This window comes from Paenibacillus senegalimassiliensis (genome assembly GCF_001486585.1).
Taxonomy (GTDB): domain Bacteria; phylum Bacillota; class Bacilli; order Paenibacillales; family Paenibacillaceae; genus Fontibacillus; species Fontibacillus senegalimassiliensis.
On record NZ_LN909041.1, the window covers coordinates 2,501 to 28,296 of the forward strand.

General features: G+C 50.0%; 29 protein-coding genes (1 of these 29 cut by a window edge). 4 read left to right on the top strand and 25 right to left on the bottom strand.

Translation table 11 applies throughout. The features are described 5' to 3' along the window. Window positions 1-304 carry the 5' end (the start) of a nucleotidyltransferase-like protein gene (locus tag BN3279_RS01690; RefSeq protein WP_232436730.1) on the bottom strand. 551 nt of this gene lie to the left of the window's left edge, so only the first 304 of its 855 coding nucleotides appear in the window; it begins with the start codon at window positions 302-304; its stop codon lies off the left edge, out of view. Window positions 305-473: 169 nt separating this feature from the next. Here BN3279_RS01690 and BN3279_RS01695 point away from each other — a divergent pair, with 169 nt between their 5' ends. Next, on the top strand, window positions 474-854 hold the full coding sequence (locus tag BN3279_RS01695) for a YgzB family protein (RefSeq protein ID WP_059048928.1): 381 nt from the start codon (window positions 474-476) through the stop codon (window positions 852-854). Window positions 855-931: 77 nt separating this feature from the next. On the opposite strand, the gene BN3279_RS01700 is transcribed toward BN3279_RS01695, so the two are convergent. The 7 genes from BN3279_RS01700 to gatC form a co-directional block, all read right to left on the bottom strand. After that, window positions 932-2,668, bottom strand: coding sequence for a glycosyl hydrolase family 18 protein (locus tag BN3279_RS01700; RefSeq protein WP_059048929.1), 1,737 nt, complete (start codon window positions 2,666-2,668; stop codon window positions 932-934). 132 nt (window positions 2,669-2,800) lie between these two features. After that, on the bottom strand, window positions 2,801-3,229 hold the full coding sequence (locus tag BN3279_RS01705) for a Fur family transcriptional regulator (RefSeq protein WP_059048930.1): 429 nt from the start codon (window positions 3,227-3,229) through the stop codon (window positions 2,801-2,803). Window positions 3,230-3,376: 147 nt separating this feature from the next. Then, on the bottom strand, window positions 3,377-5,194 hold the full coding sequence (locus tag BN3279_RS01710; protein WP_059048931.1) for a DUF4097 family beta strand repeat-containing protein: 1,818 nt from the start codon (window positions 5,192-5,194) through the stop codon (window positions 3,377-3,379). Between the two features lie 174 nt (window positions 5,195-5,368). Further along, window positions 5,369-5,827 carry a GNAT family N-acetyltransferase gene (locus BN3279_RS01715; RefSeq protein ID WP_059048932.1) on the bottom strand — a complete coding sequence of 153 codons (459 nt, stop codon included), beginning with the start codon at window positions 5,825-5,827 and terminating at the stop codon, window positions 5,369-5,371. 54 nt (window positions 5,828-5,881) lie between these two features. After that, the gene (gene gatB, locus BN3279_RS01720; protein ID WP_059048933.1) at window positions 5,882-7,321 is read right to left on the bottom strand and encodes an Asp-tRNA(Asn)/Glu-tRNA(Gln) amidotransferase subunit GatB; all 1,440 of its coding nucleotides are present in this window, start codon (window positions 7,319-7,321) and stop codon (window positions 5,882-5,884) included. Window positions 7,322-7,386: 65 nt separating this feature from the next. Beyond that, on the bottom strand, window positions 7,387-8,841 hold the full coding sequence (gatA, locus tag BN3279_RS01725) for an Asp-tRNA(Asn)/Glu-tRNA(Gln) amidotransferase subunit GatA (protein ID WP_059049042.1): 1,455 nt from the start codon (window positions 8,839-8,841) through the stop codon (window positions 7,387-7,389). Window positions 8,842-9,106: 265 nt separating this feature from the next. Then, window positions 9,107-9,394, bottom strand: coding sequence for an Asp-tRNA(Asn)/Glu-tRNA(Gln) amidotransferase subunit GatC (gatC, locus tag BN3279_RS01730; protein WP_059048934.1), 288 nt, complete (start codon window positions 9,392-9,394; stop codon window positions 9,107-9,109). Window positions 9,395-9,757: 363 nt separating this feature from the next. Here gatC and BN3279_RS23660 point away from each other — a divergent pair, with 363 nt between their 5' ends. Then, window positions 9,758-9,925 (top strand): hypothetical protein, encoded by a 168-nt coding sequence (locus tag BN3279_RS23660; protein WP_157686427.1) that lies wholly within the window; start codon window positions 9,758-9,760, stop codon window positions 9,923-9,925. Between the two features lie 33 nt (window positions 9,926-9,958). Here BN3279_RS23660 and BN3279_RS01735 read toward each other — a convergent pair whose 3' ends face one another. From BN3279_RS01735 to BN3279_RS01745, 3 genes are all read right to left on the bottom strand, one after another. Further along, entirely contained in the window at window positions 9,959-10,342 is a 384-nt protein-coding gene (locus tag BN3279_RS01735) for a hypothetical protein (RefSeq protein WP_059048935.1), read from the bottom strand. 311 nt (window positions 10,343-10,653) lie between these two features. Beyond that, on the bottom strand, window positions 10,654-11,280 hold the full coding sequence (locus tag BN3279_RS01740) for an MBL fold metallo-hydrolase (RefSeq protein WP_059049043.1): 627 nt from the start codon (window positions 11,278-11,280) through the stop codon (window positions 10,654-10,656). An 80-nt stretch (window positions 11,281-11,360) separates the two neighbouring features. After that, complete coding sequence (locus BN3279_RS01745; protein ID WP_059048936.1) at window positions 11,361-11,972, bottom strand: undecaprenyl phosphate transporter UptA; 612 nt, start codon at window positions 11,970-11,972, stop codon at window positions 11,361-11,363. Window positions 11,973-12,155: 183 nt separating this feature from the next. Here BN3279_RS01745 and BN3279_RS01750 point away from each other — a divergent pair, with 183 nt between their 5' ends. Further along, window positions 12,156-12,473, top strand: a complete 318-nt coding sequence (locus BN3279_RS01750; RefSeq protein ID WP_059048937.1) for a hypothetical protein — start codon at window positions 12,156-12,158, stop codon at window positions 12,471-12,473. A 15-nt stretch (window positions 12,474-12,488) separates the two neighbouring features. Here BN3279_RS01750 and BN3279_RS23285 read toward each other — a convergent pair whose 3' ends face one another. The 6 genes from BN3279_RS23285 to yyaC form a co-directional block, all read right to left on the bottom strand. Further along, window positions 12,489-13,592, bottom strand: a complete 1,104-nt coding sequence (locus tag BN3279_RS23285; protein ID WP_157686428.1) for an O-antigen ligase family protein — start codon at window positions 13,590-13,592, stop codon at window positions 12,489-12,491. Continuing rightward, window positions 13,550-14,320 (bottom strand): hypothetical protein, encoded by a 771-nt coding sequence (locus tag BN3279_RS23665; protein ID WP_187377714.1) that lies wholly within the window; start codon window positions 14,318-14,320, stop codon window positions 13,550-13,552. Before BN3279_RS23665 ends, BN3279_RS23285 begins: the two co-directional genes overlap by 43 nt. Window positions 14,321-14,487: 167 nt before the next feature. Further along, window positions 14,488-15,675, bottom strand: a complete 1,188-nt coding sequence (locus BN3279_RS01765; protein WP_059048940.1) for a class I SAM-dependent methyltransferase — start codon at window positions 15,673-15,675, stop codon at window positions 14,488-14,490. A gap of 269 nt (window positions 15,676-15,944) precedes the next feature. After that, the gene (locus tag BN3279_RS01770; RefSeq protein WP_059048941.1) at window positions 15,945-16,592 is read right to left on the bottom strand and encodes a DUF6483 family protein; all 648 of its coding nucleotides are present in this window, start codon (window positions 16,590-16,592) and stop codon (window positions 15,945-15,947) included. A 147-nt stretch (window positions 16,593-16,739) separates the two neighbouring features. Next, complete coding sequence (locus BN3279_RS01775; RefSeq protein ID WP_059048942.1) at window positions 16,740-17,546, bottom strand: alpha/beta fold hydrolase; 807 nt, start codon at window positions 17,544-17,546, stop codon at window positions 16,740-16,742. Window positions 17,547-17,632: 86 nt separating this feature from the next. Then, on the bottom strand, window positions 17,633-18,181 hold the full coding sequence (gene yyaC, locus BN3279_RS01780; protein WP_059048943.1) for a spore protease YyaC: 549 nt from the start codon (window positions 18,179-18,181) through the stop codon (window positions 17,633-17,635). A gap of 132 nt (window positions 18,182-18,313) precedes the next feature. Here yyaC and BN3279_RS01785 point away from each other — a divergent pair, with 132 nt between their 5' ends. Further along, window positions 18,314-18,541, top strand: a complete 228-nt coding sequence (locus BN3279_RS01785) for a DUF1128 domain-containing protein (protein ID WP_059048944.1) — start codon at window positions 18,314-18,316, stop codon at window positions 18,539-18,541. Window positions 18,542-18,547: 6 nt separating this feature from the next. On the opposite strand, the gene BN3279_RS01790 is transcribed toward BN3279_RS01785, so the two are convergent. The 8 genes from BN3279_RS01790 to BN3279_RS01825 all read right to left on the bottom strand — a co-directional run bounded on the left by BN3279_RS01790 (window position 18,548) and on the right by BN3279_RS01825 (window position 25,632). Next, a complete protein-coding gene (locus BN3279_RS01790; RefSeq protein ID WP_059048945.1) occupies window positions 18,548-19,558 on the bottom strand; it encodes an asparaginase in 1,011 nt (336 codons plus the stop codon). Window positions 19,559-19,702: 144 nt separating this feature from the next. Further along, on the bottom strand, window positions 19,703-20,476 hold the full coding sequence (locus tag BN3279_RS01795; protein ID WP_059048946.1) for a sigma-70 family RNA polymerase sigma factor: 774 nt from the start codon (window positions 20,474-20,476) through the stop codon (window positions 19,703-19,705). Further along, entirely contained in the window at window positions 20,473-20,925 is a 453-nt protein-coding gene (gene rsbW / locus BN3279_RS01800; RefSeq protein WP_059048947.1) for an anti-sigma B factor RsbW, read from the bottom strand. The genes BN3279_RS01795 and rsbW overlap by 4 nt, the downstream gene beginning before the upstream one ends. Window positions 20,926-20,943: 18 nt before the next feature. Next, entirely contained in the window at window positions 20,944-21,282 is a 339-nt protein-coding gene (locus tag BN3279_RS01805; protein ID WP_059048948.1) for an STAS domain-containing protein, read from the bottom strand. Between the two features lie 80 nt (window positions 21,283-21,362). After that, on the bottom strand, window positions 21,363-22,517 hold the full coding sequence (locus tag BN3279_RS01810) for a SpoIIE family protein phosphatase (protein ID WP_059048949.1): 1,155 nt from the start codon (window positions 22,515-22,517) through the stop codon (window positions 21,363-21,365). Window positions 22,518-22,644: 127 nt separating this feature from the next. After that, window positions 22,645-23,139: a DUF948 domain-containing protein gene (locus BN3279_RS01815; protein WP_059048950.1), complete on the bottom strand. Its 495-nt coding sequence runs from the start codon at window positions 23,137-23,139 to the stop codon at window positions 22,645-22,647. A 155-nt stretch (window positions 23,140-23,294) separates the two neighbouring features. Beyond that, entirely contained in the window at window positions 23,295-24,320 is a 1,026-nt protein-coding gene (locus BN3279_RS01820) for a C40 family peptidase (protein ID WP_059048951.1), read from the bottom strand. Between the two features lie 442 nt (window positions 24,321-24,762). Continuing rightward, window positions 24,763-25,632 (bottom strand): cation diffusion facilitator family transporter, encoded by an 870-nt coding sequence (locus BN3279_RS01825; protein WP_059048952.1) that lies wholly within the window; start codon window positions 25,630-25,632, stop codon window positions 24,763-24,765. Window positions 25,633-25,796 lie beyond the last annotated feature (164 nt).

Sequence of the window (25,796 nt, forward strand, 5' to 3'; positions counted from 1 at the left end):
GAACCGTCGATAATGAGCCATTAATATCCCAAATGATCTCCCCATGCAGGAAATATTCGATATATTCGCGCTGCTCTCCAGTTACGATCCAGCGTTCGATGTCCGTCATAGCAACATGCACCAATTGATAGTGCGTCTTTCCACTTAAGCAATGCTCCATCCGCAGATCGGTCTCATTCAGTTCATGGTGTACAACCATAATAAGAAATTCAAAATCATGTAGCAGCGAGTCGTGAGGCCCTCCCTCATCAAGGCGATAACCAATTGCTCCAATCGCCTGGCGGCCAGCCTTTTCTTCGTCCATGATTGGAAAAATAGTGGGTTCCACGTGCTTCCTCCCAGCTTGGCGTATTCCTGCCGATTCGTTATAATATAGTTCTATACCTAATCAAAGTTTCCTTCTCGTCTTTGCACGGGTCTTGAAAAAGTCAGAGCAGACGTTCTTGTAAATCCTTCATGAAGCGAGGTTAACCATGTTCTTTAAGTCGAGCAAAATTAGCGAGTTTCGTCTATGGGGCTTACTATTGACCATGTGCGGTATGGGCTTGATGATACTGGGCACCGCAGGAATTGTATTTTGGGGACAAGCTGGAAAAATTGTGGCAGCCATCGGTTTAGTCATCGGACTCATAGCTATGCTGGGAAGTTTGGCTATTTACTTCTGGGCAGGGATGCTGTCCACCTCTGCCGTACAACTGGAATGTCCGGAATGCCATAAGCTCACCAAAATGCTGGGCAAAACAGACCGTTGCATGTTCTGTAAGACAATTCTTACCCTGGACCCTGCGCAAGCCACAGTCACCGCGGATGAACTGGAGCAAGAACAAGCGACTAGCATCGCTGGCAAAGGCTAACTACTGACGAATAGTTAAAAAACGGACCTCCGATTACTCTCGGAGGTCCGTTTTCATTTTATTTTCATGTAGGATAGCTACTCACCAATTTGTTGCAGTGTACTCCACGCTTCAGCCGAAGCAAAGCTCCGGGTCCAGGTCGCAATGCCGGCGAGATTAAATGACTTGGCGAGCTCAACGCGTCGTTTCAATGATTCCGCATCTTCCAGCCAAATACGGTGACGCCCATCCTGGTCCTTGTATTCCACATAATTTTGTCCTGTCTCCTCGGAGAGCACAGGCTTCAATTCCTTCTCCTCTATGATGCGCTTGGCCCGGTCCATGCCAATGGCCTTAGAGCTGACCTCAACCTTCCCATCCTTCTCCACTTCCGTCCACACGCGGGTATACAGCGGAATACCCAGAATCATTTTCTCCGGGGGCACGCCATCCTCATTCAGAATTCGGCTCACCGACTGTTGCACCCAGGGAAGGGAGGATACCGAGCCCGCTACGGGACTGGCTGCCCAATGCTCATCGTATGCCATAAGCACCAAATAATCCACTACCTGTCCCAGCGCTTTGCGATCGAGGAAGGCCGACCACATTTCACTACTAGACTTTGGTGTAACATCAATGGATACGATCAAGCCTTGCTCCTCGGCCAATGGACGCAACTCGCGCATAAACTGGGTCAGATTATCGCCATCTTTGGTATATACATTTTCATAGTCGATGTTAATACCGTCCAAATCGTACAGCTTGACAAAATGCAACATTTGCAAAATCGTGTTCAACCGATTCTCGAAATTCGCTAGCGCTTCTGTGGTGATATCGGGCTCGAAGCTATTGCTGAATAAGCCCCACACCTGCATACCTTGCGCATGTGCCCATTTCACATAAGCCGGATCTGCCTTACTCTGCACATTCCCTTTCCCATCTACCAGAGAGAACCAAGTAGGACTGACGACGTTCACCCCCGGCAGCTTGCCGATGGACGCAGGCTTTGGAGCTACCTGATAAACCGCCTCCCACGTCATATTAATTGTCTTGGCCTCCCACTTCTTCTTGGCTTCGGACAATTCCTGCTTCAATTCAGGAACCGTTCTGTTCTCCCCTATCTGCACATTTTTGTGCTGTACATATCCCGTGTATCCATTGTTCAACTGAACATAATGCCACTCTTCACCGGATTCTAGCAAACGTAAATCTGCGGCTGGGGGCATATCAAACAAGATTGGCTGGTGTATGCTCGGTCCCGTACGCAGTGGAATCGTGCCATCCTGCTTGCGGGAGGTGCTAAGTACCTTGGCCGTCTGAACACTGTCCCCGGCTCGGACCAGCAGGACGGCTCCTGATGCTTCATCCTCCTGAACTTCGGTTCCATATAAAGTCTCCAGCAAATAGGCCGGTAAATATATCACGCCCTCTTGCTCTTCAGGAGCAAATCGCAAGGTCGTAGGTTTATTATTAATCTGGGCTACCTTCTCATCCGCCTTGAGGAATACCAGCTTTTGAGGCGTTGTCAAAATAACGGAGCCCGTCTCTTCCTCATATCGGATGGTGGGATCAACCACAGATTGAATTACAGGAAGCGGCAGCTTCAAACTATCTCCCTCTCCCAGCGCCGACCCTTCCAGCCGTTCGCCCTCTGCAAATATCGGCTTATTCACGGTCCCTAGCCATTCCGGATCTACGTGCTCCGAGTTGGGCAACCATACGGCTGACGCCCAATATAAACCGCCTATCAGAAGTATGAGTCCAAAGAAAATACTTGCCGTGCTTCGAGTGCGCCTTTTTCTACGATAAGTGCTTCTTCTACTCTTCAAATCCATACCTCCGCTACTAAAGTCCCTCTCTTCATAATAACTAATAACCGGGGCAAAAAGTTAACCAAAAATAAAAAAACGCGAAGAACTCCTGAAGGAATTCTCCGCGTTGTCCAACAAACACAACACTGAAACTTGTTAATGTTCCACTCGGCAATGACGACAAATCCCGTGCAGTTCCAAGCGATGCCCGTGAATTTCAAAGCCGGTTACCTCTTCTGCCGTACGCTCAACGTCCTCCAGAGAGGGATACATAAAATCCTCAATTTTACCACATTGCTCGCAAACGATATGATAGTGATTAGATACATCGGCATCAAAGCGACTGGAGTTATCCCCGTAGCTCAGTTCCTGCACCATCCCGGCCTCAATCAACATCTTCAAGTTGTTGTATACCGTAGCCACGCTCATATTGGGGAAACGGGGCTCCAGCGACCGATATATTTCATCTGCGGTCGGATGGCTCATCGATTCCATAAGATATGCAAGTATGGCGTGACGCTGCGGCGTAATGCGGACACCATTACTCTTCAATTGGTCCAATGCATGTTGTACGCGCGTTGTCATGAAATCCACCGCCTTTAATAAGCTTATTCCTAATTAATAGTTATGCTAAATTAGGAGTCTGTAAGCATATTGTACGTTTCAAATAAATATTTTGTCAACGCAGTATAAACTGACCGGGCCGGAAAATGTCCCTATCTAACCATGTGTTCAGCTTTTATTCACATATAGGCTGCTGTTGCCATCAATCTTCAGCATAAACTCCCCGTTGCCTGACAAGCCATAAATCTCCTTATTCTCAATAATAAAAGGAAACTCGGTAAAGATATCTCCATACCCGCTGGAGCCCTTAAGCGTATAATTGCCATCCTCCGGCAAATCGACGCGTAGTTCACCAACCGCACTGTATACCTCCCACGCACCCCCGACCTGTCCGGTGGAGATGTAAATTTTACCGTTCAACGATTCGGCCTGAAGCCCTGCTGGTACACTATCAATGCGAATGTTCCCGTTCTTGGTATTCACCTGAATATCGTCCTGCGCTTCGGTTAAGGTTATATCCCCTACCAGCGTGGACAAAGAGGCTTTCCCTGTTATCCCTCTCCCCTTCACATTGCCACCCTGGGTATCCACCTCGGCATCACCAAAGATACGATACAGTTCTGCGTCTCCGTTAAGCGTCTTGGCCGAAACATCCCCGACCACATCCCATAACCTTAGATCGCCGTTCCCTGTTTGTAACTTAACCTGCTTCATGGCCTGTACACCAGTCAAGGTGATTTTGCCACTGGTAGTGGTGATATCCAAATCAAGAAAGCGGTTGGTCGGCACGATCACCGTCAGATTAACCCGGGGCTGACGGCGCCCGGATTCTCCGTAGGCCTTACTCTTGACTGAAAGACCCAGTGATTTGCCTTCATCCGCCTCTACGGAAGTCACCGCAGCAATTTGCCGCGCCTCCTCCGATTCAAGTTGGTCAATCCATACGGTATAACGAACGATAACCTGCTCGATCTCGGCCTTACGTACCTCGATATCACCGTTAATGCCATCAATTACAATTCGTTCCGTATCCAGATCGATCGGGATATCCATTTGCGGCTTCTCCACGCGGTAGCCTTCGGCCGCGCTATATTCCACTCCTGCGGATGCGAGATCAAGACTGACGCGGTTCCACAGATGCATATACCGCTCCTGTTCACTGACGGCGAAGACAGAGAACACAATAAACATCGACAAGAGTAGTCCTCTAACATCAACCCTCGCCCGATGTCTGACTCCAGGTTGTCTCTTGTAATTCCATATCATAATCACCAGATGTTCGATTCCCCAACAGACAAATACCAAGGGCCACCAGGTCAAGAGCAACATCATATGATCCTGACCTGACCAGGCATCACGCAGCATAAGCAAGGCGACCCCGAGCAGCAGCATGGCCGCCGTAAACCGTCCGGTGCGCAAATATCGCCGTGTTCCTTCCCGCCATCCCCACAGTAATGCCGTTATCAGCATGGCTCCAGCTACAACATAAGTTCCATAAAATTGCACGATCTGTTGAAGCCAAAAAGGTTTCTGCTGAATAATGAACAGCACCACGCCTCCGCTAATCAACAATACACTTGCCCATATCCCTTGCTTGAATGTCGGATCGGTTGGCGCTCCGCCAGAACCTTCTCTGTTCTTGTCCGGCTCTCGCTTAAATCTGGCATTGATGACGTCCGTCGATTGAAGTACATCATATACGCTAAAGAAATAGGCGGCCGGAATTAACAGGCCCAGCAAAATAAGCAAAGGAACGTTCATCACAGTCCGAACGGAGGAGAAATATATCATTGCCGAAGCATCAATTAATACAAAATATATAATGGATAGTCCCCGTATAAACAGGCGTAAATATAAATGACCAAGTCCAGGGAATAGAGCGGACAGCAAGCAGGCGATCGCTTTGCGTTTGCGTCTTCTTGGCGCAAAGCCCTTAGCCCGATTTAGACCACTCTGCTGATGGGTCGGCTGCATATCCGGCGTCATGGTTCCCCACTCCCTTCTAGTACGTGTTCAACTATCTCTTCTACTCCATATCATAACCCATTCTACTTTGCGCTGTAACGTGGAATGAACTGGACCTTGCGATAGATACTCTAGCCTAACAAGAAGGCACGCCCCGGGCAGGAAGCATTATGCCAAGGGCGTGCCTATAGGATATTAGCCGTTCAACCGGAACAACGTCAACTCCACACCTGCGGCCGAGTTGAATGTCTGAATTGGCTCGAAGCCAAAGTCACGGTACAACCTGGTCGCCGGCTCGTTCAACGAGCTCGCTGTTACCTTAAATACGCGAATGTCCTCATTTACAGTCAATACATGCCGCAGTAGCGAGCGGCCAATGCCTTGGCGCAAATGGTCAGGCTGCACCATTAGTCGCGTAATAAGCAGCTCACCAGGAATTTCGCTGCGCACCCCGATGGCCCCCTGTAATTCTCCGTCCTGCTCCAGGTCGCCGTAAAAGACGTCCCCGCTAGAGCGGATAGAATCGAATGTATCCGTGAGGGGCGGATACTCGGTCAGCCCTACCGCTTCTGCTTCGAGCCGATAGGCTTGATGCTGCATACTCCACAATTGCTCGACGATATCCGCATCCTCTAGCGGCAGCTTCACGATCATGGGCGTTCCCCCTGCTCTCACCTAAAAGGTATGCTATCCGTATTGGCCTGTTAACTAGCCTTTCAGCACATCTACCAACAGCTTGTTCGCCAGTCCAGGATTGGCTTTGCCCTTGCTTTGCTTCATCACTTGTCCCACCAGGAAACCGATGGCTTTCTCCTTGCCTGCCTTGTAATCCTCAACAGAAGCCGGGTTGTTCGCAACAACCTCCTGCACGATAGCCAGAATTGCACCTTCGTCGCTGATTTGAACGAGTCCTTGCTCCTCTACAATCTGCTGCGGCAATTTGCCACTTTCCAACATCTCTTTAAATACGGTCTTGGCAATCTTGGAGCTGATCGTACCTTTATTGAGTAAGCCAATCATTTCGCCAAGTCCCTGACCCGTCAGCTTCACATCTGATAATTCCAGGGAGTTGCTATTCAGATAGCCCAGTAGATCTCCCATAATCCAGTTGGCAACAACCTTGGCATCCTTCGTGTAGCTTAGGCTGTTCTCGAACAAATCAGCCAATGCCTTGGACGAGGTAATCACCCCGGCATCGTATTCGGGCAAACCGAATTCCGACGTATACCGCGCCTTCCGCGCATCCGGCAGCTCCGGAATGGATTCCCGGATACGGTCTTTCCAGGCCTGGTCGATATGCAATGTGACCAAATCCGGATCAGGGAAGTAACGGTAGTCATGCGCTTCTTCCTTGCCGCGCATAGAGAACGTCTTACCCTGGGACTCGTCCCAGCGGCGTGTCTCCTGAACAACTTCGCCACCTTCGTCAAGAATTTCCGCTTGACGGTATTGCTCATACTCCAGTCCGCGCACTACACCACGGAAGGAGTTCATATTTTTCAGTTCCGCACGAATACCAAATTCCGGCTGCCCCCATGGACGCAAGCTGATGTTGGCATCGCAACGCATGGAGCCTTCCTCCATCTTCACGTCGGAAACCTCGCAATATTGCATAATCGCCCGCAGCTTCTCCAGGTAGGCACGAGCCTCCTCTGGCGACGATATTTCCGGCTCAGACACGATCTCCACCAACGGAGTGCCCACACGGTTAAAGTCAACGAGCGAAGCAAACCCGCCGTCCACGTGAGTCAGCTTGCCGGCGTCCTCCTCCAGATGCAGACGGGTAATTCCAATGCGCTTTGTCTTCCCGTCTACTTCAATATCAATATAACCGTTTAGACCGATTGGCTGATCAAATTGGGAAATCTGGTATGCCTTCGGCGAATCGGGATAGAAATAGTTTTTCCGGTCAAATTTACTGACATCACCGATCTCGCAATTCAGTGCCATAGCGGCTTTCATAGCGTAGTCGACAGCTTGACGGTTCAGTACCGGCAACACGCCGGGATGCCCCAGGCAAACCGGACAGGTATGTGAATTCGGCGGAGCGCCAAATTCCGTAGAGCAACCGCAAAAAATCTTCGTGTTCGTATGCAGCTCTACGTGTACCTCAAGCCCGACGACCGTTTCATATTTGGATGTTGACATGGCCTATCCTCCTGCAACTTTTGATTAATCCATGCGTCCACTTTTCTGAATAATTTGTCACCACTTTAGAAAATAGGACGTTGCTTATGATGATCCGTATGAGCCTCAAAGGCATGGGCCACGCGGAGAATTGTGCTCTCGTCAAAGGCTTTCCCGATAATTTGCAATCCAATAGGAAGCCCGTCCGCAAAGCCGCAAGGCACACTTAAGGCAGGAATTCCCGCCAAGCTCACCGGAATCGTCAAAATATCGTTCAGATACATTGTCAAAGGATCATCTACCTGGGAGCCTAGCTCAAAGGCAGTAGTCGGAGCCGTAGGCCCAACGATGACATCATAGTTCGCAAAGGTCTGGTCGAAGTCCTGCTTAATCAGCGTTCTGACCTTCTGTGCCTTCAAATAATAAGCATCGTAATATCCAGAGCTAAGTGCATAGGTACCCAGCATAATCCGACGTTTGACCTCGGGACCAAACCCCTGGCTACGCGAATCATAATACAAATCGATCAAGCTGCCGGAATGATCGGCACGAACGCCATAGCGAACCCCGTCAAATCGGGATAAGTTGGAGGAAGCCTCGGAAGAAGCCAGCAAATAATAAGCCGCTACCGCATATTCCGTATGCGGCAGAGATACTTCCTCCCATACTGCACCCAAGCCCTCAAGCACGCTAAGCGCCTCCAGGATGGAAGCCTTCACTTGTGGATCAATCCCGTCCAGATATTCCTTCGGCACAGCTATGCGCAGACCTTTGATATCGCCGGTCAACGCGCTCACATAGTCAGGAACCGATACGTCGGCCGACGTAGAATCTTTCGGATCATAGCCCGCGATAGCTTGCAATACGTAAGCGGCATCCTCGACATTTTTGGTAATGGGTCCAATCTGATCAAGTGATGAAGCGAACGCCACCAGACCATAACGGGAGATTCGTCCGTAGGTTGGCTTAAGTCCAACCACACCACAATAAGAGGCCGGCTGGCGAATTGAGCCGCCCGTATCCGAACCAAGAGTAAAGAATGCCTCACCCGCAGCTACTGCTGCTGCCGAACCACCGCTGGAGCCTCCCGGCACCCGATTCAAATCCCACGGGTTACGTACAGGATGGAAGCTGGAATTCTCATTCGAGCCGCCCATGGCGAACTCGTCCATATTGAGCTTGCCGATCGTGACTGTGTCCGCTTCCTTCAGCTTGCTGACCACTGTGGCATCATAAATAGGATTATAATTTTTCAGGAACTGGCTTCCGCAGGTCGTCAATAAGCCTTCGGTCACCATGTTATCCTTAATACCTACCGGTAAGCCAAACAGCAAACCCTGCGCCTCACCGGATGCCAACTTCTGGTCCAGGCGGGCAGCCTCGGCTTCGGCTCCTTCTTCGTTAAGCGCCAGATAGGCACCGATCTTACCATCGTACTCCCGAATGTTGGCAAAAGCTTCACCAACGAGTTCGGAGACGGACAGCTTCTTATTATGAAGCTGATTATGTATCTCCTGCAAACGCAAATCGAAAAGCGCCAAATCCGCTTCCTCCTTCATTTATCACATCTTAAGCTGATTCTACTTATAGAGGTTGTTCAAAAAGTCACCTTCCCAGAACGAAGTAGTTCAAGGAGTGAACTCGACATCGAATCTTGAATTCACCCGGGCCTTCCGTTGCTCACGTACCCACTACGTACGCTCCGCTACTCAGTCCCTGGCTTCATCCAACCTTCTTGGTCCTGTAAACTCGACTTTTTGAACACGCACTTATAGTGCGTGTTCAAACCATTTCTTATATAGTAGCCTACTCAAGTACAGCCGGCACCTTGAATTGGCCATCCTCTTCATCCGGTGCATTGCGGAATACCTTCTCTTGCGGCAAGCTTTCCTTGACTTCGTCCTCACGCATTACGTTGCTTAGATGCAGCACATGCGTTGTTGGCGCGATGGCGTCCGTATTCAATTCATTCAACTTGTCAGCATACTTAAGAATCGCATTCAGTTGTCCCGTAAACATATCGCGCTCTGCTTCCGTCAAGTGCAGACGGGCTAGCTTGGCCACATGCTCCACATCCTTGGTCTGGATACTCACGTTGTTGCCCTCCTTATCAATCGTGCATGATTCGTTCATTCTACCATGCAGGTGCAATTGATTAAAATTATATTTTAGTTTGCGACGCAATTCAATCCGTTAAAGTTGTGGCGAGCAATTGCTTAACATATGGGCGATGAGGCCCTACGGGTTCGTAGGGTTCTTCCGATCGCTATTGTTCCTGGATTTTCCTGATTCAATAAATTCTTATAAGGTAGAAATCCACTCGCAAAGGCGAACACTTCGTTTCTCCAGAATCCCTACGACCCTCCGCTCTATAGATGTCTTTTGTCAAGCACTGATTTTTAGATTGAGCCTAAATACAAGTTTTAAAAGTTGGCTTTTCAGCACCAAGAAGCTTGGATGAAGCCAGGGACTGAGAAGCGGAGCTACACGTTTTCGGAGAAAACGACTTCGGAAGCATGGGTACGTGAGCATCGCAAGGAGCGGCTGAATTCAAGATTCGATGCCGAGTCTACTTCCCGCATCCGCTTCGTGATCAAAAGCCGAATTTTAAAATTACCTATTTAAAAAAAGAAAAAGAGCCGGTTGACCGGCCCTTCCCTATATCCACGCCCGCAAATTCACCTGTTTGATGAATTCCGCCTGGGACATTGCTTCCTTTGTTGGTTCCTCCTGCGCGCTTGCCTCGTTGCCTTCGCCATTCATAATATGATGGAACAGCTTCTCGTTATGCGTAGCTAATGCATAATCAATCAAGGCTTCCTGCGTCGTGCGCTCTACTTCCTGCTCGATTAGCCGTTCTTCGGATTCTACATCACTCTGCGGAACAAAATAATTGCGCCCCGTCTTCGGCGAGCGGATGACATAATCAAATGCATTATCCGGATTGCGGTCATAAGCAATTACGTAGCCATATTCCCCAACAGGAAGATTCTGCTCAAAAGCATCGCCGACGATCACAATTTTCTCTCCCAAATGAAGCATCGTCTACCTCCCTGATATGTGTGTTTTGAAAAATAACTGAAAACCTGTGTTGCTTATTGCTTTATATCATCCTACTAAAAGTAAGGGAGTCCGGTCAAGGCATTTAGACAGATTCCAGCAACGTCCTATTAACCTGAAAATAAAAAGAACGCAAACCGGGATCAGGTCCACAGCTTGCGTGCTTCGCAAAGGTTACAATGATTTAATAAGTACATCCTATCAAAGGCTTGCATTTTTGTCCACTCATTTTGCACTTTTTCGTAGATTTTGTCTAATTCATGCTATTTAAAAAGTCAGCTTTTCAGCACCTGTTACGAAACATATGGGTTGTTTGCCCGCTCATAGCCAATCGTCGTCCGCGGACCATGCCCCGGATACACCTTGACCTCGTCGCTCAAATTAAACAGCTTGCCTCTAATTGAATTGTACAGGTCCACCTCCCGGCCCCCCGGCAGATCGGTTCTTCCTACACCTAGGCGAAACAGAACATCACCTGAAAACAAATCGTTCCCGCACAAAAAGCTAACGCTGCCCGGTGAGTGTCCTGGCGTATGGTATACCGTAAAATCATGCCCGAGGAAATGCAGCTTCTGCGCCTCAGCCAAGTCATATTCTGCAGCCGATGTCGAAATGGGTGGGCCCACCTCTGGCCACATTAATGATCCATTCAGCTTGGGCGTAGTCAGCCAATCACTTTCAATGGGATGAATGTATACCGGGCATTTCTTGGCCTGACGAATTTCCTCCACGCCCCCAATATGATCGAAATGAGCATGGGTCAGCAGAATGGCTTCAATGTCCAGACCTTCAATTTTGCGCAACAATGGCGCCGGGTTCATTCCCGGATCAATGATGATCGCCCGGCCTTCGTCTTCTCCCCGCAGCAAGTAAGCATTTGTCTGCAAAGGCCCTAAAGAGTAAGTTTCTATTCTTAGCATGCTGTAACACGGAATAACAAGAAACACCCCGGAGAGCTGCCCTCGTCCCTTCCGCTTCCTCCTTCTGATCTCAAATGTAATTAAGCGTCCTTCTTCGAACGATGATTATAGGTTTTCACAATTAAATAGACGATCAAGAGGGCTAGTGCGCCCAGTAAAATAGGCATAATGTACGGACCGGCCTTCTCATCCACATGCTGCCACTGTTCACCGAGTAACATCCCTAAATATACGAACAAAATCGACCATGGAATGACCGCCAGCGTCGTCAATACCAGGAATTTGCTTACTGGCATTTTGGCCATTCCCGCAGGAATGGAGATGGCGTGCCGGGCAACCGGGATGAACCGGGCCGTAAAGATGACCCCTGACCCGTATTTCAAAAACCAGGCTTCCGATACGTCGATATGTTTTTTCTGAATTAAAATATACTTTCCGTACTTCTCCAATATCGGCCTTCCGCCATAGCGGCCAATCCAATAAATGAACAACTGGGCAATCACGCCGCCAATGACGCCGAAAACAACGGCACCGATAAAATGAATATGGCCTTGGTGTACCAAGTAACCGCCATAAGCCAGCACAATTTCACTCGGGATGACCTCAATCATTAAACCCAGCATAATCCCGAAATAACCCAATTGCTGAATCCACTCCAACAACACGCTGATAAGGCTCGATATCCACTCCACTGTTTGTCCTCTTTCCCCATGACATTTCTTCTCTTTCAGTTTAGCCAAATACCCTTATGATCTCAGTCTATTCTATCACAGCCACGGACATGCATTCTACTTGCCTGCGAGGTGGTGACTCTGGCGAAACCCGCTGCATATGCTGACAAAATAGAGGTTATTTAAATAGGAGGGACTTTCACCATGACAAACTTTCCCGCGAAATCACCAAACTCCAATTCACTGCCTACACCACGCAAAATTCGTCGCAGTTGCAGCAAAGAACTCTACCGGACGATCAAGCGTCTGGGCCTGTTCGTTCCCGAAGAAAAGCTGAAGGAAGGCGAGACTTTATACTATAAGAAGGTCATCGGCAACCTGCTATGGATTGGGGAAAATATAAGCAACCGCAAGCTACTCGCTGATTGGTGGGATGAAGCCGTCAGTCCCGAGCTCGCCGAGTTGTGGGAGGTTGACCAGCAGCGCTTGTCGGCTGCCTTTCGCGCCGCGTTTGGAGGTTAACGCCAGCATAACAGGTTAGCGCCGCACTTGCTGATCGTGATCGTTCCAGGAGAAAGAGTTCGAAATCTCTTGCAACTTCTTGCCCCATTCCTCCGCTTCGCCAGTCAAATTGAATTGTCGGTCGTTGCGGGCCAGGGTTAGCCTCATCATCTCTGCTTGTTCGGCATATTCCTCGTAAAGAGCAAGGCCAGCATCTGCTACCTCCAGCGCCTCCTGCATTTGGCCTTGCTCCCGTAAACGTTGTGCTAATTGTAGCACTTCTTGTAAAACCATCGTTTGGCCCTTGTGGTCGAATCGATCCAATGCCACCGCTTGCCGCAACGCCGGGACCGTTCCGGCATGATTACTCTCAGCCAACGCACGGCCCAGCGCCAGCCATAGCCTGGCATCCGCAGGCTCATAGCTTAGCCCTTGGCGCAACAAGGACACCTTCTCTGTGGTGTTGGACCTGGAAGCCAAGGCTATGCGGGCTTGATTACGATAAGGAGCCAACTCCAGAGCACGGCGCAGCAGCTTCGAAGCGGCCTCAAATCTCCGCTCCTCGGTGGATGGCGCGGCATATCTACTTAGCGCCTGCTGGTAAAGCTTCAGGCTTGTGGCCTGGCGCAAGCCTGATAGACCAAGCAGCACAAGACAGACTGCGGCAAGAAGACAGATTGCAGGGCGCAACGGTCTTTTGCGCGAAATCATGAATCTGCCGGGACGGACGGCATCCGCCGCCATCCATAACAGCAGCAGCCAGATCAAGCCATAGCTCATATCAAAATCAATCGCGCTATGCAAGAGTATAGCCACATAGGAGGGCAGCATAGCGCTACGACGGCGTATCAATTGAACTCCCTGAAGGGCTAGCCACAGCAGGACAAGCGCTAGCCCGGGAAGCCCGATATCCAGGGCTAAATCAAGGTATCCGCTGTGCACCTCGCTGCCGACATAGGGCGTGCTTTGGAGGCTGCGAAAAGCGTGGCGCCAGGTATCCCCGCCCTGGCCAAGCCATGGCGCCTGCCGGAGCAACTGCACGGCATCGCCGTACATTACCGCGCGGGCGAACCCGGTCTCCGGGCGGAGCAGCCGCCCTAGGAATCCCTGCCCCGCCGCCCCGGCGGCATGCAGCAGCAACCGCGCGATTCGCTCAGCAGCAGGCAGAGGGTGAACAGCAGGGCGAGCATTGCCGCCCGCTGTCCCTGCCAGCCGCCCTCGCGCGTAAAAGCGCGGCGGCTTAAGCGGGCGAGCCGCATTAGCCGCTCCAGGGTGAACACCGCCATCACCGCGCCGAAGGTGTTCGGGTACTGCAACAACCCGCCAAGCCGGGCTCCGGTCGCCGACACGGCTGAATCGCCGGTACGCAGTATCGCTCCCGGCAGGGGCCACACACCGTATACGGAAGTCAGCGCCGTAATCGCCAGCAGGCTGCCGGTAGCCAGCCATCCTGCCGTCAGCCAGTGACGGCCCATCTTCCCCAGCCGACCAAGCCTGTATAAGGCCAGGCCAAATACAGCCACAAAAGACCAATGCAGCACATCCTCCACGGTGGCCTGAACAGATAAAGGATGTCCCTTCAACCCGTGGAATGAATACAAAACCACCAATACAACGGGGCCCGCTACGAATCCGAACCATCCCTTGAGCCATAGTCCCTTAATTGAACCAGTCTGGTGGCGGATGTTCATATCCCTTCTAGGCAATGGAGGCCAACCAGCGACAGAGGTCTGGTTCAACCCCACCACAAACCAACCAACTGCGGTTGTGAGCAGCCAGCCTGAAATGAGCAACAAACCTCCGTAAGAATCTATATCAAACAGCCCCTGTAGGAGAACACACAGTAGTCCTGTCACTGTTATAGCCATACCTAGCCCATATAGACTGGTGCTTTTTTCTTGCCTTTTCACCCGCCGCATCCTATTCAACGCTTCACCCCGCCCGTGTTCACTCCCCGGTCAGGGCTAATTTCCCAGCATGCCGAAGAGACTCCTTACCATTCATTCACGGAAATGAAGCAGCTTATTCCTCGCTTCTAGCCTTTGGCTGAGGCAAGCACCGGAGGCAGCAGGTCTTGGCAAGCCCGCTCCAGATAAGGCGCCGCGCCAAGAAACTGGCGGAATGCTTCGTACTCGGACCACAATGCAGCAGTATCAGCACTTGGGGCCTTCACGGCCCGAATCAAAATGTTCTTGGGCGTATGCTCCATATCGATAAATTCAAGCAGTTGCGTTTTATAGCCCATCACGTCCAGCAGTTTGGCCCGAATGGCATCCGTCGCCAGTGCCGAGAAGCGTTCCTTTAAAATTCCATGATCCAAAAGCGGCGCCAGTTCTTTATTGTTCACCTGATTAAACAGTTCATGCTGACAGCAAGGCACGGACAGAATTACCGAAGCGTTCCAGCGAACCGCCTTCTCCAAGGCGGCGTCGGTAGCCGTATCACAAGCATGCAACGTAACGACCATGTCTACGGCGCTTAATTCGTCATAGTCGGCAATATCACCAACCAGGAACCGTAGATCGTCATATTGCAGCTTGCGAGCCAGTTCGCCGCAATGCTCGATAACCTCTTTTTTCAAATCCAGTCCGACCACTTGAAGCTTGCGCTGCTGTTGAACCGCCAAGTAATGATATAACGCAAAGGTCAGATATGACTTACCGCAGCCAAAATCAACAATCGTCAATGGGCGACCCTCCGGTAAATGGGCAAGAACATCCTGAACCATCTCCAGAAAACGATTGATCTGCTTAAACTTATCGTACCGCTTGGCCAGCACTTTTCCTTCCGCATTCATAATACCCAGCTCGACCAGGAAAGGGACAGGCACGCCTTCCTCTAATACATATTGCTTCCTGCGATTGTGTGTCAACTGATTTGGAGCTTTGCGCGTAGGTGCCTTCTTCAAAATCGACACCTTGAATTTCTTGCTGATGAGCACCTGATAGTCCACCTCTGCTGTACAGAGCAGGCCTTGGCGAAATTCATCTGACAGAAGTCTGTATAACTCATCCGCATAGGCCACTGGCGTTATATTGCGGTGCAGCACCTTGTTGTTGTAATGGTACGCAAATTGATAATGCAGTTCCCGCTTGATTTCAACCGGCTTGATCTGCACCTTGGTATATTCGTCCTCCCCTGATTTACGGCGTCCGCTGAGCGTAGCTGTGATTAGACTTGCTTGCTCTGCCAATTCACCAACAAGTGTATGAAGGGATTCCATAGGTCATCCACTACCTTTCTAAGTTCAAAAGTAAATAATATAGCTATTCAGAGGTTGTTTAAAAAGTCATCTTCCCAGAACGAAGCTGTTCGAGGAGTGGGTTCGACATCGAATCTTGAATTCAGCCGGGCCTAGCATATGCTTCCGTAGTATGTTTCCTTCAGAAACATTTCAGTTGCTCACGTAGATTTGTCTACGCTCCGCTACTCAGTCCCTAGCTTCATCCAACCTTCTCGGTCCTGAAAATTCGACTTTTTGAACACGCACATTTAGAAATGCTTCTCCAACTCCAGCAACCCTTCCCGAACCTCTTCCACTGGCAAGCCGCCTTCCTCCAGTTGTTCAGAGGGCAACGTCAACAGGCGTCGGTAAAAGGCGTCCGCTTCCTCCTTGGAAATGGATTCTTCCGTCATCAGGCGGTAGAGTGCATTCTCCGCTTGATCATAGCGACCTTCGCTTTCCTCCAGCTTCATGAGCAGCAATTCCGTTTCTGGAGGCAGCCGGTAGGATTTAAGTAAATCCTGCAGTTCGGAGACAGCATCGGGCCAGTTCCATAACGAACGGTCCGCTCCATGCAGTCCCGCTGCCAAATACAAGTGCAGCGACTTGAGCCAGCGGGTTGCTGCCTCTTCTTCCTCCTGCATAGCCAAGCGAATATCGCCCTCTTCTTTAAGCAGCCTGGCCAGACTTTGCAGCTTGTCTGCCTCCAATTCGCCGCCGCTATGGAACAGCTCTACTATATCCTTGGCCGGCAAGGTGTCCAGCAACCGGGCATGCAAGCGGAATTGTCTCTTGTATAACTCATCCAGCGACCATAATGCCTCGGTCAGCTTCTTGTTCTGTCTCAGCATAAATACCTTGCCCAGCACTTCCGTCATCTCTTCAATCATCCGTACTAAATAATCTCTTCGCAGCATCTCCCAATCTCCCTTCTATCTATAAGTTCATCGATGAATAATCCTCAGGGAACGCGAACGCCTAAGCCCGGAGTTCTGAAAGAAACTCCGGGCTTAGGCATCAGTTCATTCAGGCCTTCTAGAGGCTTGGCTTCCCATTATCGGCAATCATGCCTCTTGCGATTGGTCCGATACACTCCGCAAAAAATCAGTAATGACGGCGGTCAATTGCTCGGGCGCTTCATACATGCTCATATGACCAGCACCCTTAATGACCGCCTTGGTCACTTGCGGACCTTCCGTAGTGAACAACTTGGTCAGTGGTACAACTTGATCGCTCTCCCCGGCAACCAGCAAGAGTGGAAGGGAGGACTTCTCCATAACCTCTCTGCGGTCCGGCCGCTCGCGCATAGCGAGCGCTGCACCTTCTGCTCCTTGAGGAGGGGTGCGATAACCGATCTCCTTCACCCGGTCTAGTTCGGAGGTTAGCTTCTCTACACTATCCGGGGCAAAAAGGCCGGGCACAATTCCATCGACAAATTTGGTAATCCCTTCTGTACGAATGGAGGTCACCGCCTGAAGTCTCTTCTCCTTCGCTTCCTCGTTATCGGGATATCCGGTTGAATGAATCAACCCGAAGCCCCGCAACCTGGAAGCATAACGCTCTGCCAGCGACAGTGCTACATAACCACCTAGCGAGTGTCCTAACAATGTATATTTTGAAATCCCCAGCTTGTCGAGCAGTTCGGCCACATCATCGGCCATTTGCTCAATCGTGTACGCTCCAAGTGGCGCATCCGAGGCTCCATGCCCACGCAAATCAGGTGCAATGACCTGATATTGATCAGCAAGCAGCGGTTGAACCTTCTCCCAGTATGCGGAGCTGCCGCAAAAGCCGTGCAGCAATACTACTGTTTCACCTTGCCCTTGGCTCTCATAGGCGATCGAATAACCGTTAACCGTCTTCTTGTCCATGTTCGCTACCTACTTTCTCTTTTGGGATTTAGTTAAAGAGGTTGTTCAAAAAAGTCGTCTTTCCAGAACTTGAATACATACTTAAATCATTTTCTTAATTTTGAATCACTATGGAACGCTGCGGCAGCAGCGCGCGCAATCTCGTCGGCCATGTGCATGACCTTGTACAGCGAAGTCATTTGCAAGGTCCAGTATGGCTTGGGACCCTTCACGTTAACGACGGCAGCCAAGCTGTAATGGCCTACCTCCGGGAGGTTCCCTCCCACAGATCTGGCTGGCTGCAAGGGTTGCCTGGAGACTAAATAATGTCCTAGCGATTCCGCTGTTCCCAGGCAAGCATCAATGGCGATGACAACACTCTCCCTGCCGATTTCCAGCAGGCGTCTCTCCAGATTGGTCGCGTCACAAGGCTCGCGAAGCGTGCCAATGACCCCAGCAAAGCCAAGTTCGGTCAATCTCGTGCCTACCAGCGGTCCCAACGCATCCCCGGTTGAACGATCAGTACCGATGCAAAGAAAGGTAATAGCTTCCCTGGGATGGTCAAGGCGTATTCCGGTAAAAAAGCCTTGCAATTCAATTCCATTAAGCTTCGTGCGGTCCAGCCCCGTTACTGGCCATTCCTTTCGCTCTCCCACGATTCAGCCATCACCTCCCGGTGTAACGTAATTTGATTGTATCGCATCCAAGCCATCCATCGCAAAATTTCATCTGATGGCCGCCATCATGGTACAATAGCGGAAAACCCTCACCGGAAGGATGAAGCAATAATGGATTTATCCATGAAAACCCACGAAAACATTGAATACATGATCGAAGCGATCAAAAGCAAACTCAGAATGGCCTCAGGCGCAGCCATGACAGCGACGGCCTTCCACACTGATCAATATGACGATATCCGTGATGTTTACGACATCGTGATGAGCAAAGAACGGCTGAGCATCTCCGAGGTAGAGGCGTTGGCTCAGGAATTAGGACGGCTTCGCCATAAGGCATAGACCATGTTATTGTACGAGCTTAAAGGCGGTTTCGGTCTGACCAACCTGCCAGCCCTCATCATTACGAATGGCGGATGGGAACGCTTCGCGCAGCTTGCGAAGCGTCTCTTCGTTCGCATATCCCAGCTGCTCCAGCACCGTCAGCGCAATTAAACCCCACTCTTCCTCCGAGCCATCCTGAATCTTGAATGTCACAGCCAAGCGTTCGCGACGCAAAGCGAAGGCATAAACTCCCTTGAATCCACCCTTGGCTACGATGTTGTCATCCTCCAGCAGGATAGAATCAATTCGCCCTGTTCCGGCAACCAGCTTAGGATACCGGTTCATGGCTGTGGCGATTGTATCCGCTGCGCTAGCCGTATTGGCGTCAGCAATGAGGTCAGGACAAGCCAGCTTCAAGTAGGCCGTCGCCAAGGCAGAAAGAGGCAGCGCGAAGACCGGGAAGCCGCAACCGTCCGTGCCCAGACCAATTTGTTCCTGAGGGATATTCGCCAGTTCGGCCAGTGTACTCAAAATTTCCTGTTGCACCGGGTGCTCTGGTAAATTGTAAGTATCCAGAGATTCGCCCTTCAGCTTGCAATACGCTTGTACGCCAAGATGCTTGCCGGAGCAATTATGGTACAGGCGTCTTCTCTCCCCACCCCGCCGCAACAACTGCTCTCTCGCCCAACCATCCAGCGGAAGGCTTGGGGCACATACCAGCTTCTCTTCAGCCAGCCCCACCTTATGGAGCAAACGCTCCAGCACCTCCACGTGGGCAGTCTCGGATCGATGAGAGGCCGCCATCACGGCAATCTCATCATCATTTAAACCGTAGGACTTATGAATACCTGCCCGAATTCCTGGTATCGCCTGAATCGGCTTGGCGGAGGAGCGTGTGAATACGTTAGCATGAGGGTTGCCTACACGTCCTTGTATTTCGCCTCGTTCGTTAATTACACATATATGCCCATAATGGGCGCACTCCAGAATTCCTGCTCGATATTCTCTAATCAGCAATGCTTCTTGATAATCCATTCATTCATTCTCTCCTTATACCCGCTTACTTTCCTACCACAGTATAGTATAGCCGCGGCCCAATGGCTACAAGCAGCTATAGGAGAATATGAGGATTAAAAAGCGCTGCCCGAACCTTGCGGCAGCGCGTAAAGGACCTATTCATCAGTTCACATGGTAATCGTCCATGATTTGCTTCAGCTTCTCCGTCGCTCGCTTCTGAATTCGCGAGACACTCATCTGTGATACCCCTAGCTTCTGGGCAATGGCCCGCTGAGATTGCCCCTCCTGGAAGGCTAGCAACAGCACCTGCTGCTCCTGGGTCTTCAGATGTCCCAAGGCCTCCTGCAGATCCATGCGGTTCTCCACCGCATTGTAATCATCCACATCAGCGCTAATCAGTTCGCCAAGCGTTGCGGCACTTTCGTCCGCGGACAAGGGAGAGTCCAGAGATACGTAATGATAACACTCCCGTCCGGCAAGCACCTCGACGGTCTCCTCCACAGACAGTTCAAGGAAATCGGCGATTTCCTTCACATCAGGGGAACGCTCCAGCCTCATGGTCAGTTCATCGATCGCCTGTTGAACGAGGGCACCCTTCTCCTTAATTCGACGCGGTACCTGGATATACCAGGATTTATCGCGTAAATAGTTCTTCATATGCCCGATCATACTCTTCATGGCATATGGCTCAAAGGGGATACCGAGTTCACTGTCATATTGCTGTAGCAGGCGAACAAGCGCCATTTCGCCAACTTGATACAGATCTTCGTACAAGTCAGGTCTATTACGAGCAATTTTCCCTGCAGCCATCCTCACCATGGAATCATATCTGCGAATCAGTTCGGTTGCAATTTCATTGTCTTTCGTCGCCTGATATTGTTTGATCAAGCTGATTGAATCATTCAAAGCGCCTTGGGGAGTCGCTTTGTGGGTCATACAGCCTCCTCACTTCTCTGGAGCTTGCGGACCATCATCACCTTCGTTCCTTGTCCCGCCTGGCTCTCTACGCTGACATCATCCATCAGCGCTTGCATCAAGTAGAAACCTAACCCTCCGATAGGCGCTTCGTTAAGCTCCTTCTCGTGCAAGGTTACACGCCCTCCGTCCGTACCCCACGGCTCAAAGCTCTCCCCTTGATCTTTGACCGTAATCGATAAGGCATCGGCCAGTACATCGAACGTAATCTCCATAGTTCCAGGCGTATGCTTGTAAGCATACAAGACGGAATTGTTGCACGCCTCGGATACCGCTACCTTCATATCTTCGATTTCTTCATACGAAAACCCCATCTTGGAGGCCACGCCATATAAGTTCAATCTTACGATGTCTACGTACTCGGCTGTTGCCGGCAGGCTAATGACGATTCTCTCTACTTGCTCTATCATTGCTTCTCTATCCTTTCCTTATTGGGAATTCTCCTGTGCGGCAAAGAACTTAGCAATCCCGGTCATTTCAAACAACTTGCGAATGTGATCCGGTACTTCCTGAACGTAGAACCGTGAGGTCATTCCCTGTCTCGCTTTCAGAATGGACAACAAGATACCGATGCCCGTACTGTCGATGTATTTCAGTTCTTTCAGATTGAGGACCAAATCAGCTTCATCATTACCTACCAGCGGTTCCATCAACTTGCGAAAATCTGGAGCAACGGATAAGTCCAACTCACCTCGCAGATATACGATGTGAACTCCGTCCTCCCACTGAGGCGTTGCAGAAAATTTCTCACTTTTTCTTGTATTCATCCGTTTTCTCTCCTGAAATAAGTTTTCTTATTACAACATAACCCAGCCTGTACCTTGCTGAATCAAGGCAGATACTTCCACTATTTTAGCGAAATCCATACGAGACATTTGTCGTCTTCCCGTTCCTCAGGGAACGCATCTGCGAAGAACAGCTTGTTCAACTTGGCTTCATCAAATTGGTGGCAACCCATATCAAGCTGCTCCTCCAGCCAAGCCTGACGCTCCTCCTGCAAATCCGGTTGCACATCGGTCAATCCATCCGTATACAACACAATATGCCCCTCCCCTTCATAATATAGGGTCTGCGGCTCGGTTTCGATATAATCAAATAATCCCACGGGAGGGCCAACCTGGTCCATACGGACAAGTTCACCATCCCCTTGGTAGAATAACGCCGGTGGATGTCCGGCATTAACATAATCGATCTTGCGATGGCGAGTGTCCACCACCAAATAGATGGCCGTAAAATAATATTGAATGAGCTTGCTCTCAATATGTAGTTGAATAAAACGACGATTGAGCTCCTGAATGACCTTCTCCGGTTCAACATACGTATGTACAGTATCCTTCAGTACAGAAGAGATGAACATACAGAATAAGGAGGAGGAAATACCATGCCCCATCATATCAAGCAGGATGACGGCATACCTTCCATCACCAAGTGCATACCAGGAGTACAGATCGCCAGCCAATTCGTAGGATGGCTTATATATGGCGTTAATTGCAATCTCTTCGTCCTGTATGGGTGAACTGAGCACCGCGCTTTGTATAAGGGAAGCGAGCTTCAGTTCCTCCTGAATACGTTGATCACGGTTACGATGCCAATCCTTCTCCAGCTTAAGTCGAAGAGCCAGGCGAATTCTGGCCATCAATTCCACCTTGTTGATCGGCTTGGTCACGTAATCAACTGCCCCGGCATCCAGAGCCTCTGCCAATTTGTTGGAGTCTCCCACCGCTGTTACCATAATGACGGGAATCTCTCGCAGATGCTCAGAACGCTGCAACAAGCGGCAAGCGGAGGTGCCATCCATCTCCGGCATCATCATATCCAGCAGAATCAAATCTACGTCTGAAGGGCCACTCTCCTCAATAGCATCCAGATTCTTGACGCCAAGCCTCTCAAACATCTGTTTGGCGGAGGATACGGCTATCGTATTCCGATACTTCTCCTTCTTGAGTATTTCACGCACAATAATGATATTCGTCAAATTGTCGTCAACGATTAGAATTCTCATGGCAATCTCCCTGTTAAAAAAATAAAGGGAACGGAGTGTCCCCCATTCCCTCTGGATACGGTGTTAACTCTTCCCGCCAACCAGGCTATCAATTTATAATACCCATCCGGGCAAAAAATGAAACAGGCTACCCCCGATATTTCTGCCATACATCCGCAGCCACATCCACCCACTTCACCCAACCGCCTGGCTTGCTGGCGCTAGACGCTGGTTCGTGCTGGCTTGCAGCTACCGGAGGCTGAACGACTGGGCTGGGAGTTACGGCCACTTTAGTGGCTTCCCGCCGTGCACGTTGCCGATTCTTAATTCTTCCAGCCAATGCCACCGATACCTGCTTGGTAGCCAATGTGACCTCGTTTAATACCTCTCCGGCATTTTTGACCGATTCCAGCACGGGATCAATCTGCTTCATCTTATGCTGAATATCGCCCGTCAAGTCGTTGGCTTGCTTAACGATCTGCTTGACCTCGAAGCCAAGCTGGTCGATCGTCTTCTGCACCTCCTGCAATGTTGTTGTTGTCGTGTGCAGCGATTGCTCTGCTGCTTTCAACGTTTTGACCAGATACACGACAAGCACGACGAAGGCTAACGCCACAACCGCCACACTGATCTGCCAAATCATCCAGGTTCCTCGCTTTCCGTTGCTTGTTTTGTCAAGCCTGCTTCTTCTTTAACTATAACACGAAATTCGCCAAGTAAAACAGGTAACGCCGCTTTGACATTGCCCTTCCCGAAGGGGAAGGACGTCAAAGCGGCGTTAGTCTCATATCTATATTGTTATTTCAATACACTGCCTCCATAGAGAAAGCGGTGAACCCAAGCTCCGTCGAGCTTGTCCAATTTAACGCCGCCCGATTCCTGGGAATACGTATGCAGCAGCTTACCGTCACCCAGATATAAGGCAACGTGAGTAATGCGGGCATTCGACTTATTGATGCCCTCATATGATTTGGCGGAGGAGCCTTTATAGCTCATGAAGAACACCAAATCGCCCCGTTTGAGATTATTGATATTGTACACTGCCGTGCCGTTATCCTTAATATATTGTCCCTGCTGGCGAGAATCGGCTGGCAAGGTGATGCCCAGAGTCTCTTTGAAAATTTGCCGGATAAAATCGGAGCAATCAAAGGTGGTGGTTGTATTGCGATTGGACCCGTATTCATAGGGAGTACCCAGATATTTCATCCCGGTCTCAACAACCTGATCAATCTGCCGGCTGATGCTGCTAACAGGGGCAGGTTCAGGCACCGCAGGTTGATCCTTGCCCTCGATGCTCAGGTATTTGTCATTTGTGCTGACATAGCCGGTCCGTCCATCCGAGGTACGCACTTTATAGAAGTTGGCATTACTTTGCTCCAGAATGGTTAAGGAGGTCCCTTTGCTAAGCATGGTGATGACCTTCCCCGAAGTCGATGGCTCTGAGCGCAGGTTTACACCATACACCACTTTTGCCGACCGAGCCAAGGATGGCTCGGCAGGAACAGGGGCAGGAGTAGGAGTAGAAGTGGTAGTCACTTTGATGTATTTACTGCTGGCACTGACATAACCTACCGTCCCGTCTTCCGCCTTGACCTTGTAGAAATATTTATTGCTTTGGTCCAGAACGGTAACTTCAGAGCCTTTGTTCAAGAAACCAATGACCTTGCCGGAGACAGAAGGCTCATCGCGAAAGTTAACGCCGCTGACGATATAACCTGTAGTGTCCGCCGACTTTATAGTCGCTGCCGCAGCCTGATTTGGAAGAGCTGTATAAGAAGTGAGAAGAAGGGCACTCAACAATGTGATCGCTACGCTTCGTTTCATAAAAAATCAAATTCCTCCTACGTGTAAGTAAGTTCTTGGTGCGTTTGGACTGGTTTTATGATCTCTCCTTTCTTTGGGCTTGTGCCCATTATATCCCTTGTCGAAAGATGTCTAAATCGGTCGAATATCATACAACTTAGAAAGCAAACATCATGTCCCAGGTCCTGTTTTTCGCCAACAATTCGTCATACCAGGGTGCCTAATTACCCATAAACCCCTTCACTCATCTCATTGAATCGAAGTCCACGCCAATTCCTTCCATCATAAAAGTTACTTTTTTGTAACCATAGGCCCATATTTTGGACAACCCTACTGGTTGTTGGTAATTATTGCATATCAAGAGTGATAAAAAGCACAGCAAAAAACCGAATCAGCAAGCTGGGCTTCAATCTTCCCATCTCTCGATTCGGTTTATATCTCAGCACTATTCCATGTTTTGTGTTTACGGTTCCTTTGGTTCGATATGAACATGAACATGCATGACATTGCGAAGCTTACGCATTCTCTCTTCCACACGGTCGCTGATTTGATGGCTCTGAGTTACTGTTAACTGAGGGTCAACCTCAATGACGACATCCACCAATACATGATTGCCATGGACGCGGGCCTTAAGATCCTTAATTCCTTCCACCCCACTGGTTCTGGCAATGGTGCTACGCAGATCCCCCAGCTCCTTCTCATCAAATCCATCGGTTAAGTCATGGGTTGATTGACGGAAGATATCCCAAGCCGTCTTGCAAATGAGCAGACCCACCACTAAGGCAGCAACTCCGTCCAGCCACGGCAAGCCAAATTGCGCCCCAATAATACCTACAGCCGCTCCAATACTGACCAAAGCATCGGATAAGTTATCCTTGGCCGCAGCCATGAGTGCCTGGTTGTTAATCTGCTTGGCTAACCTCCGGTTATACCAATATACACCTCCCATGGCAACCGCACAGGCCAAGGCAATAAATGCAGAACGTATATCGGGTTCCGTGTGCTCTCCCGCAGCAAGTGACCGCACCGCGTCCACGATAACTTGAATCCCCACCGTCGCCATGATAAAAGAGGCAACGAGCGCAGCCACCGTTTCCGCCCGAAAGTGTCCGTAGGCGTGGTCGGAATCAGGTGGCTTTTGCGAGATTTTCAGGCCTACCAATACCGCGATGGAAGCTACGATATCCGTAAGGTTATTAAATCCGTCAGCGAGCAACGCACTGGAAGCGAAAAAGAAGCCACTGACCAATTTGAGTGCGGACAACAGGATATAAGCCGTAATGCTGACCCAGGCTCCTCGTTCCCCTTTACGTATATCTTCATAAATATCCAAGTTATCGTACCCCCAGATTGCTGAAAGATTTCAAAAAAGGTCTGTTTGAACCCCCAACTTATGTAAATAAAAATTTTCATTTATCGTAACAAATAACCCCGTGTGGGTCTAGAGAAACAGTGTTTCCCCCAGCAAAAGCAGTATTACTCATTATTCCCGTTGTA

Excerpts from the sequence above, each read along its gene's own strand:
- BN3279_RS01695 (WP_059048928.1), top strand. The coding sequence starts at position 474 with ATGTTCTTTAAGTCGAGCAAAATTAGCGAGTTTCGTCTATGGGGCTTA.
- BN3279_RS01700 (WP_059048929.1), bottom strand. The coding sequence starts at position 2,668 with ATGGATTTGAAGAGTAGAAGAAGCACTTATCGTAGAAAAAGGCGCACT.
- BN3279_RS01705 (WP_059048930.1), bottom strand. The coding sequence starts at position 3,229 with ATGACAACGCGCGTACAACATGCATTGGACCAATTGAAGAGTAATGGT.
- BN3279_RS01710 (WP_059048931.1), bottom strand. The coding sequence starts at position 5,194 with ATGACGCCGGATATGCAGCCGACCCATCAGCAGAGTGGTCTAAATCGG.
- BN3279_RS01715 (WP_059048932.1), bottom strand. The coding sequence starts at position 5,827 with ATGATCGTGAAGCTGCCGCTAGAGGATGCGGATATCGTCGAGCAATTG.
- gatB (WP_059048933.1), bottom strand. The coding sequence starts at position 7,321 with ATGTCAACATCCAAATATGAAACGGTCGTCGGGCTTGAGGTACACGTA.
- BN3279_RS23660 (WP_157686427.1), top strand. The coding sequence starts at position 9,758 with ATGAAGCCAGGGACTGAGAAGCGGAGCTACACGTTTTCGGAGAAAACG.
- BN3279_RS01735 (WP_059048935.1), bottom strand. The coding sequence starts at position 10,342 with ATGCTTCATTTGGGAGAGAAAATTGTGATCGTCGGCGATGCTTTTGAG.
- BN3279_RS01740 (WP_059049043.1), bottom strand. The coding sequence starts at position 11,280 with ATGCTAAGAATAGAAACTTACTCTTTAGGGCCTTTGCAGACAAATGCT.
- BN3279_RS01750 (WP_059048937.1), top strand. The coding sequence starts at position 12,156 with ATGACAAACTTTCCCGCGAAATCACCAAACTCCAATTCACTGCCTACA.
- BN3279_RS23665 (WP_187377714.1), bottom strand. The coding sequence starts at position 14,320 with ATGGCTATAACAGTGACAGGACTACTGTGTGTTCTCCTACAGGGGCTG.
- BN3279_RS01765 (WP_059048940.1), bottom strand. The coding sequence starts at position 15,675 with ATGGAATCCCTTCATACACTTGTTGGTGAATTGGCAGAGCAAGCAAGT.
- BN3279_RS01770 (WP_059048941.1), bottom strand. The coding sequence starts at position 16,592 with ATGCTGCGAAGAGATTATTTAGTACGGATGATTGAAGAGATGACGGAA.
- BN3279_RS01775 (WP_059048942.1), bottom strand. The coding sequence starts at position 17,546 with ATGGACAAGAAGACGGTTAACGGTTATTCGATCGCCTATGAGAGCCAA.
- BN3279_RS01785 (WP_059048944.1), top strand. The coding sequence starts at position 18,314 with ATGGATTTATCCATGAAAACCCACGAAAACATTGAATACATGATCGAA.
- BN3279_RS01790 (WP_059048945.1), bottom strand. The coding sequence starts at position 19,558 with ATGGATTATCAAGAAGCATTGCTGATTAGAGAATATCGAGCAGGAATT.
- BN3279_RS01795 (WP_059048946.1), bottom strand. The coding sequence starts at position 20,476 with ATGACCCACAAAGCGACTCCCCAAGGCGCTTTGAATGATTCAATCAGC.
- rsbW (WP_059048947.1), bottom strand. The coding sequence starts at position 20,925 with ATGATAGAGCAAGTAGAGAGAATCGTCATTAGCCTGCCGGCAACAGCC.
- BN3279_RS01805 (WP_059048948.1), bottom strand. The coding sequence starts at position 21,282 with ATGAATACAAGAAAAAGTGAGAAATTTTCTGCAACGCCTCAGTGGGAG.
- BN3279_RS01810 (WP_059048949.1), bottom strand. The coding sequence starts at position 22,517 with ATGAGAATTCTAATCGTTGACGACAATTTGACGAATATCATTATTGTG.
- BN3279_RS01815 (WP_059048950.1), bottom strand. The coding sequence starts at position 23,139 with ATGATTTGGCAGATCAGTGTGGCGGTTGTGGCGTTAGCCTTCGTCGTG.
- BN3279_RS01820 (WP_059048951.1), bottom strand. The coding sequence starts at position 24,320 with ATGAAACGAAGCGTAGCGATCACATTGTTGAGTGCCCTTCTTCTCACT.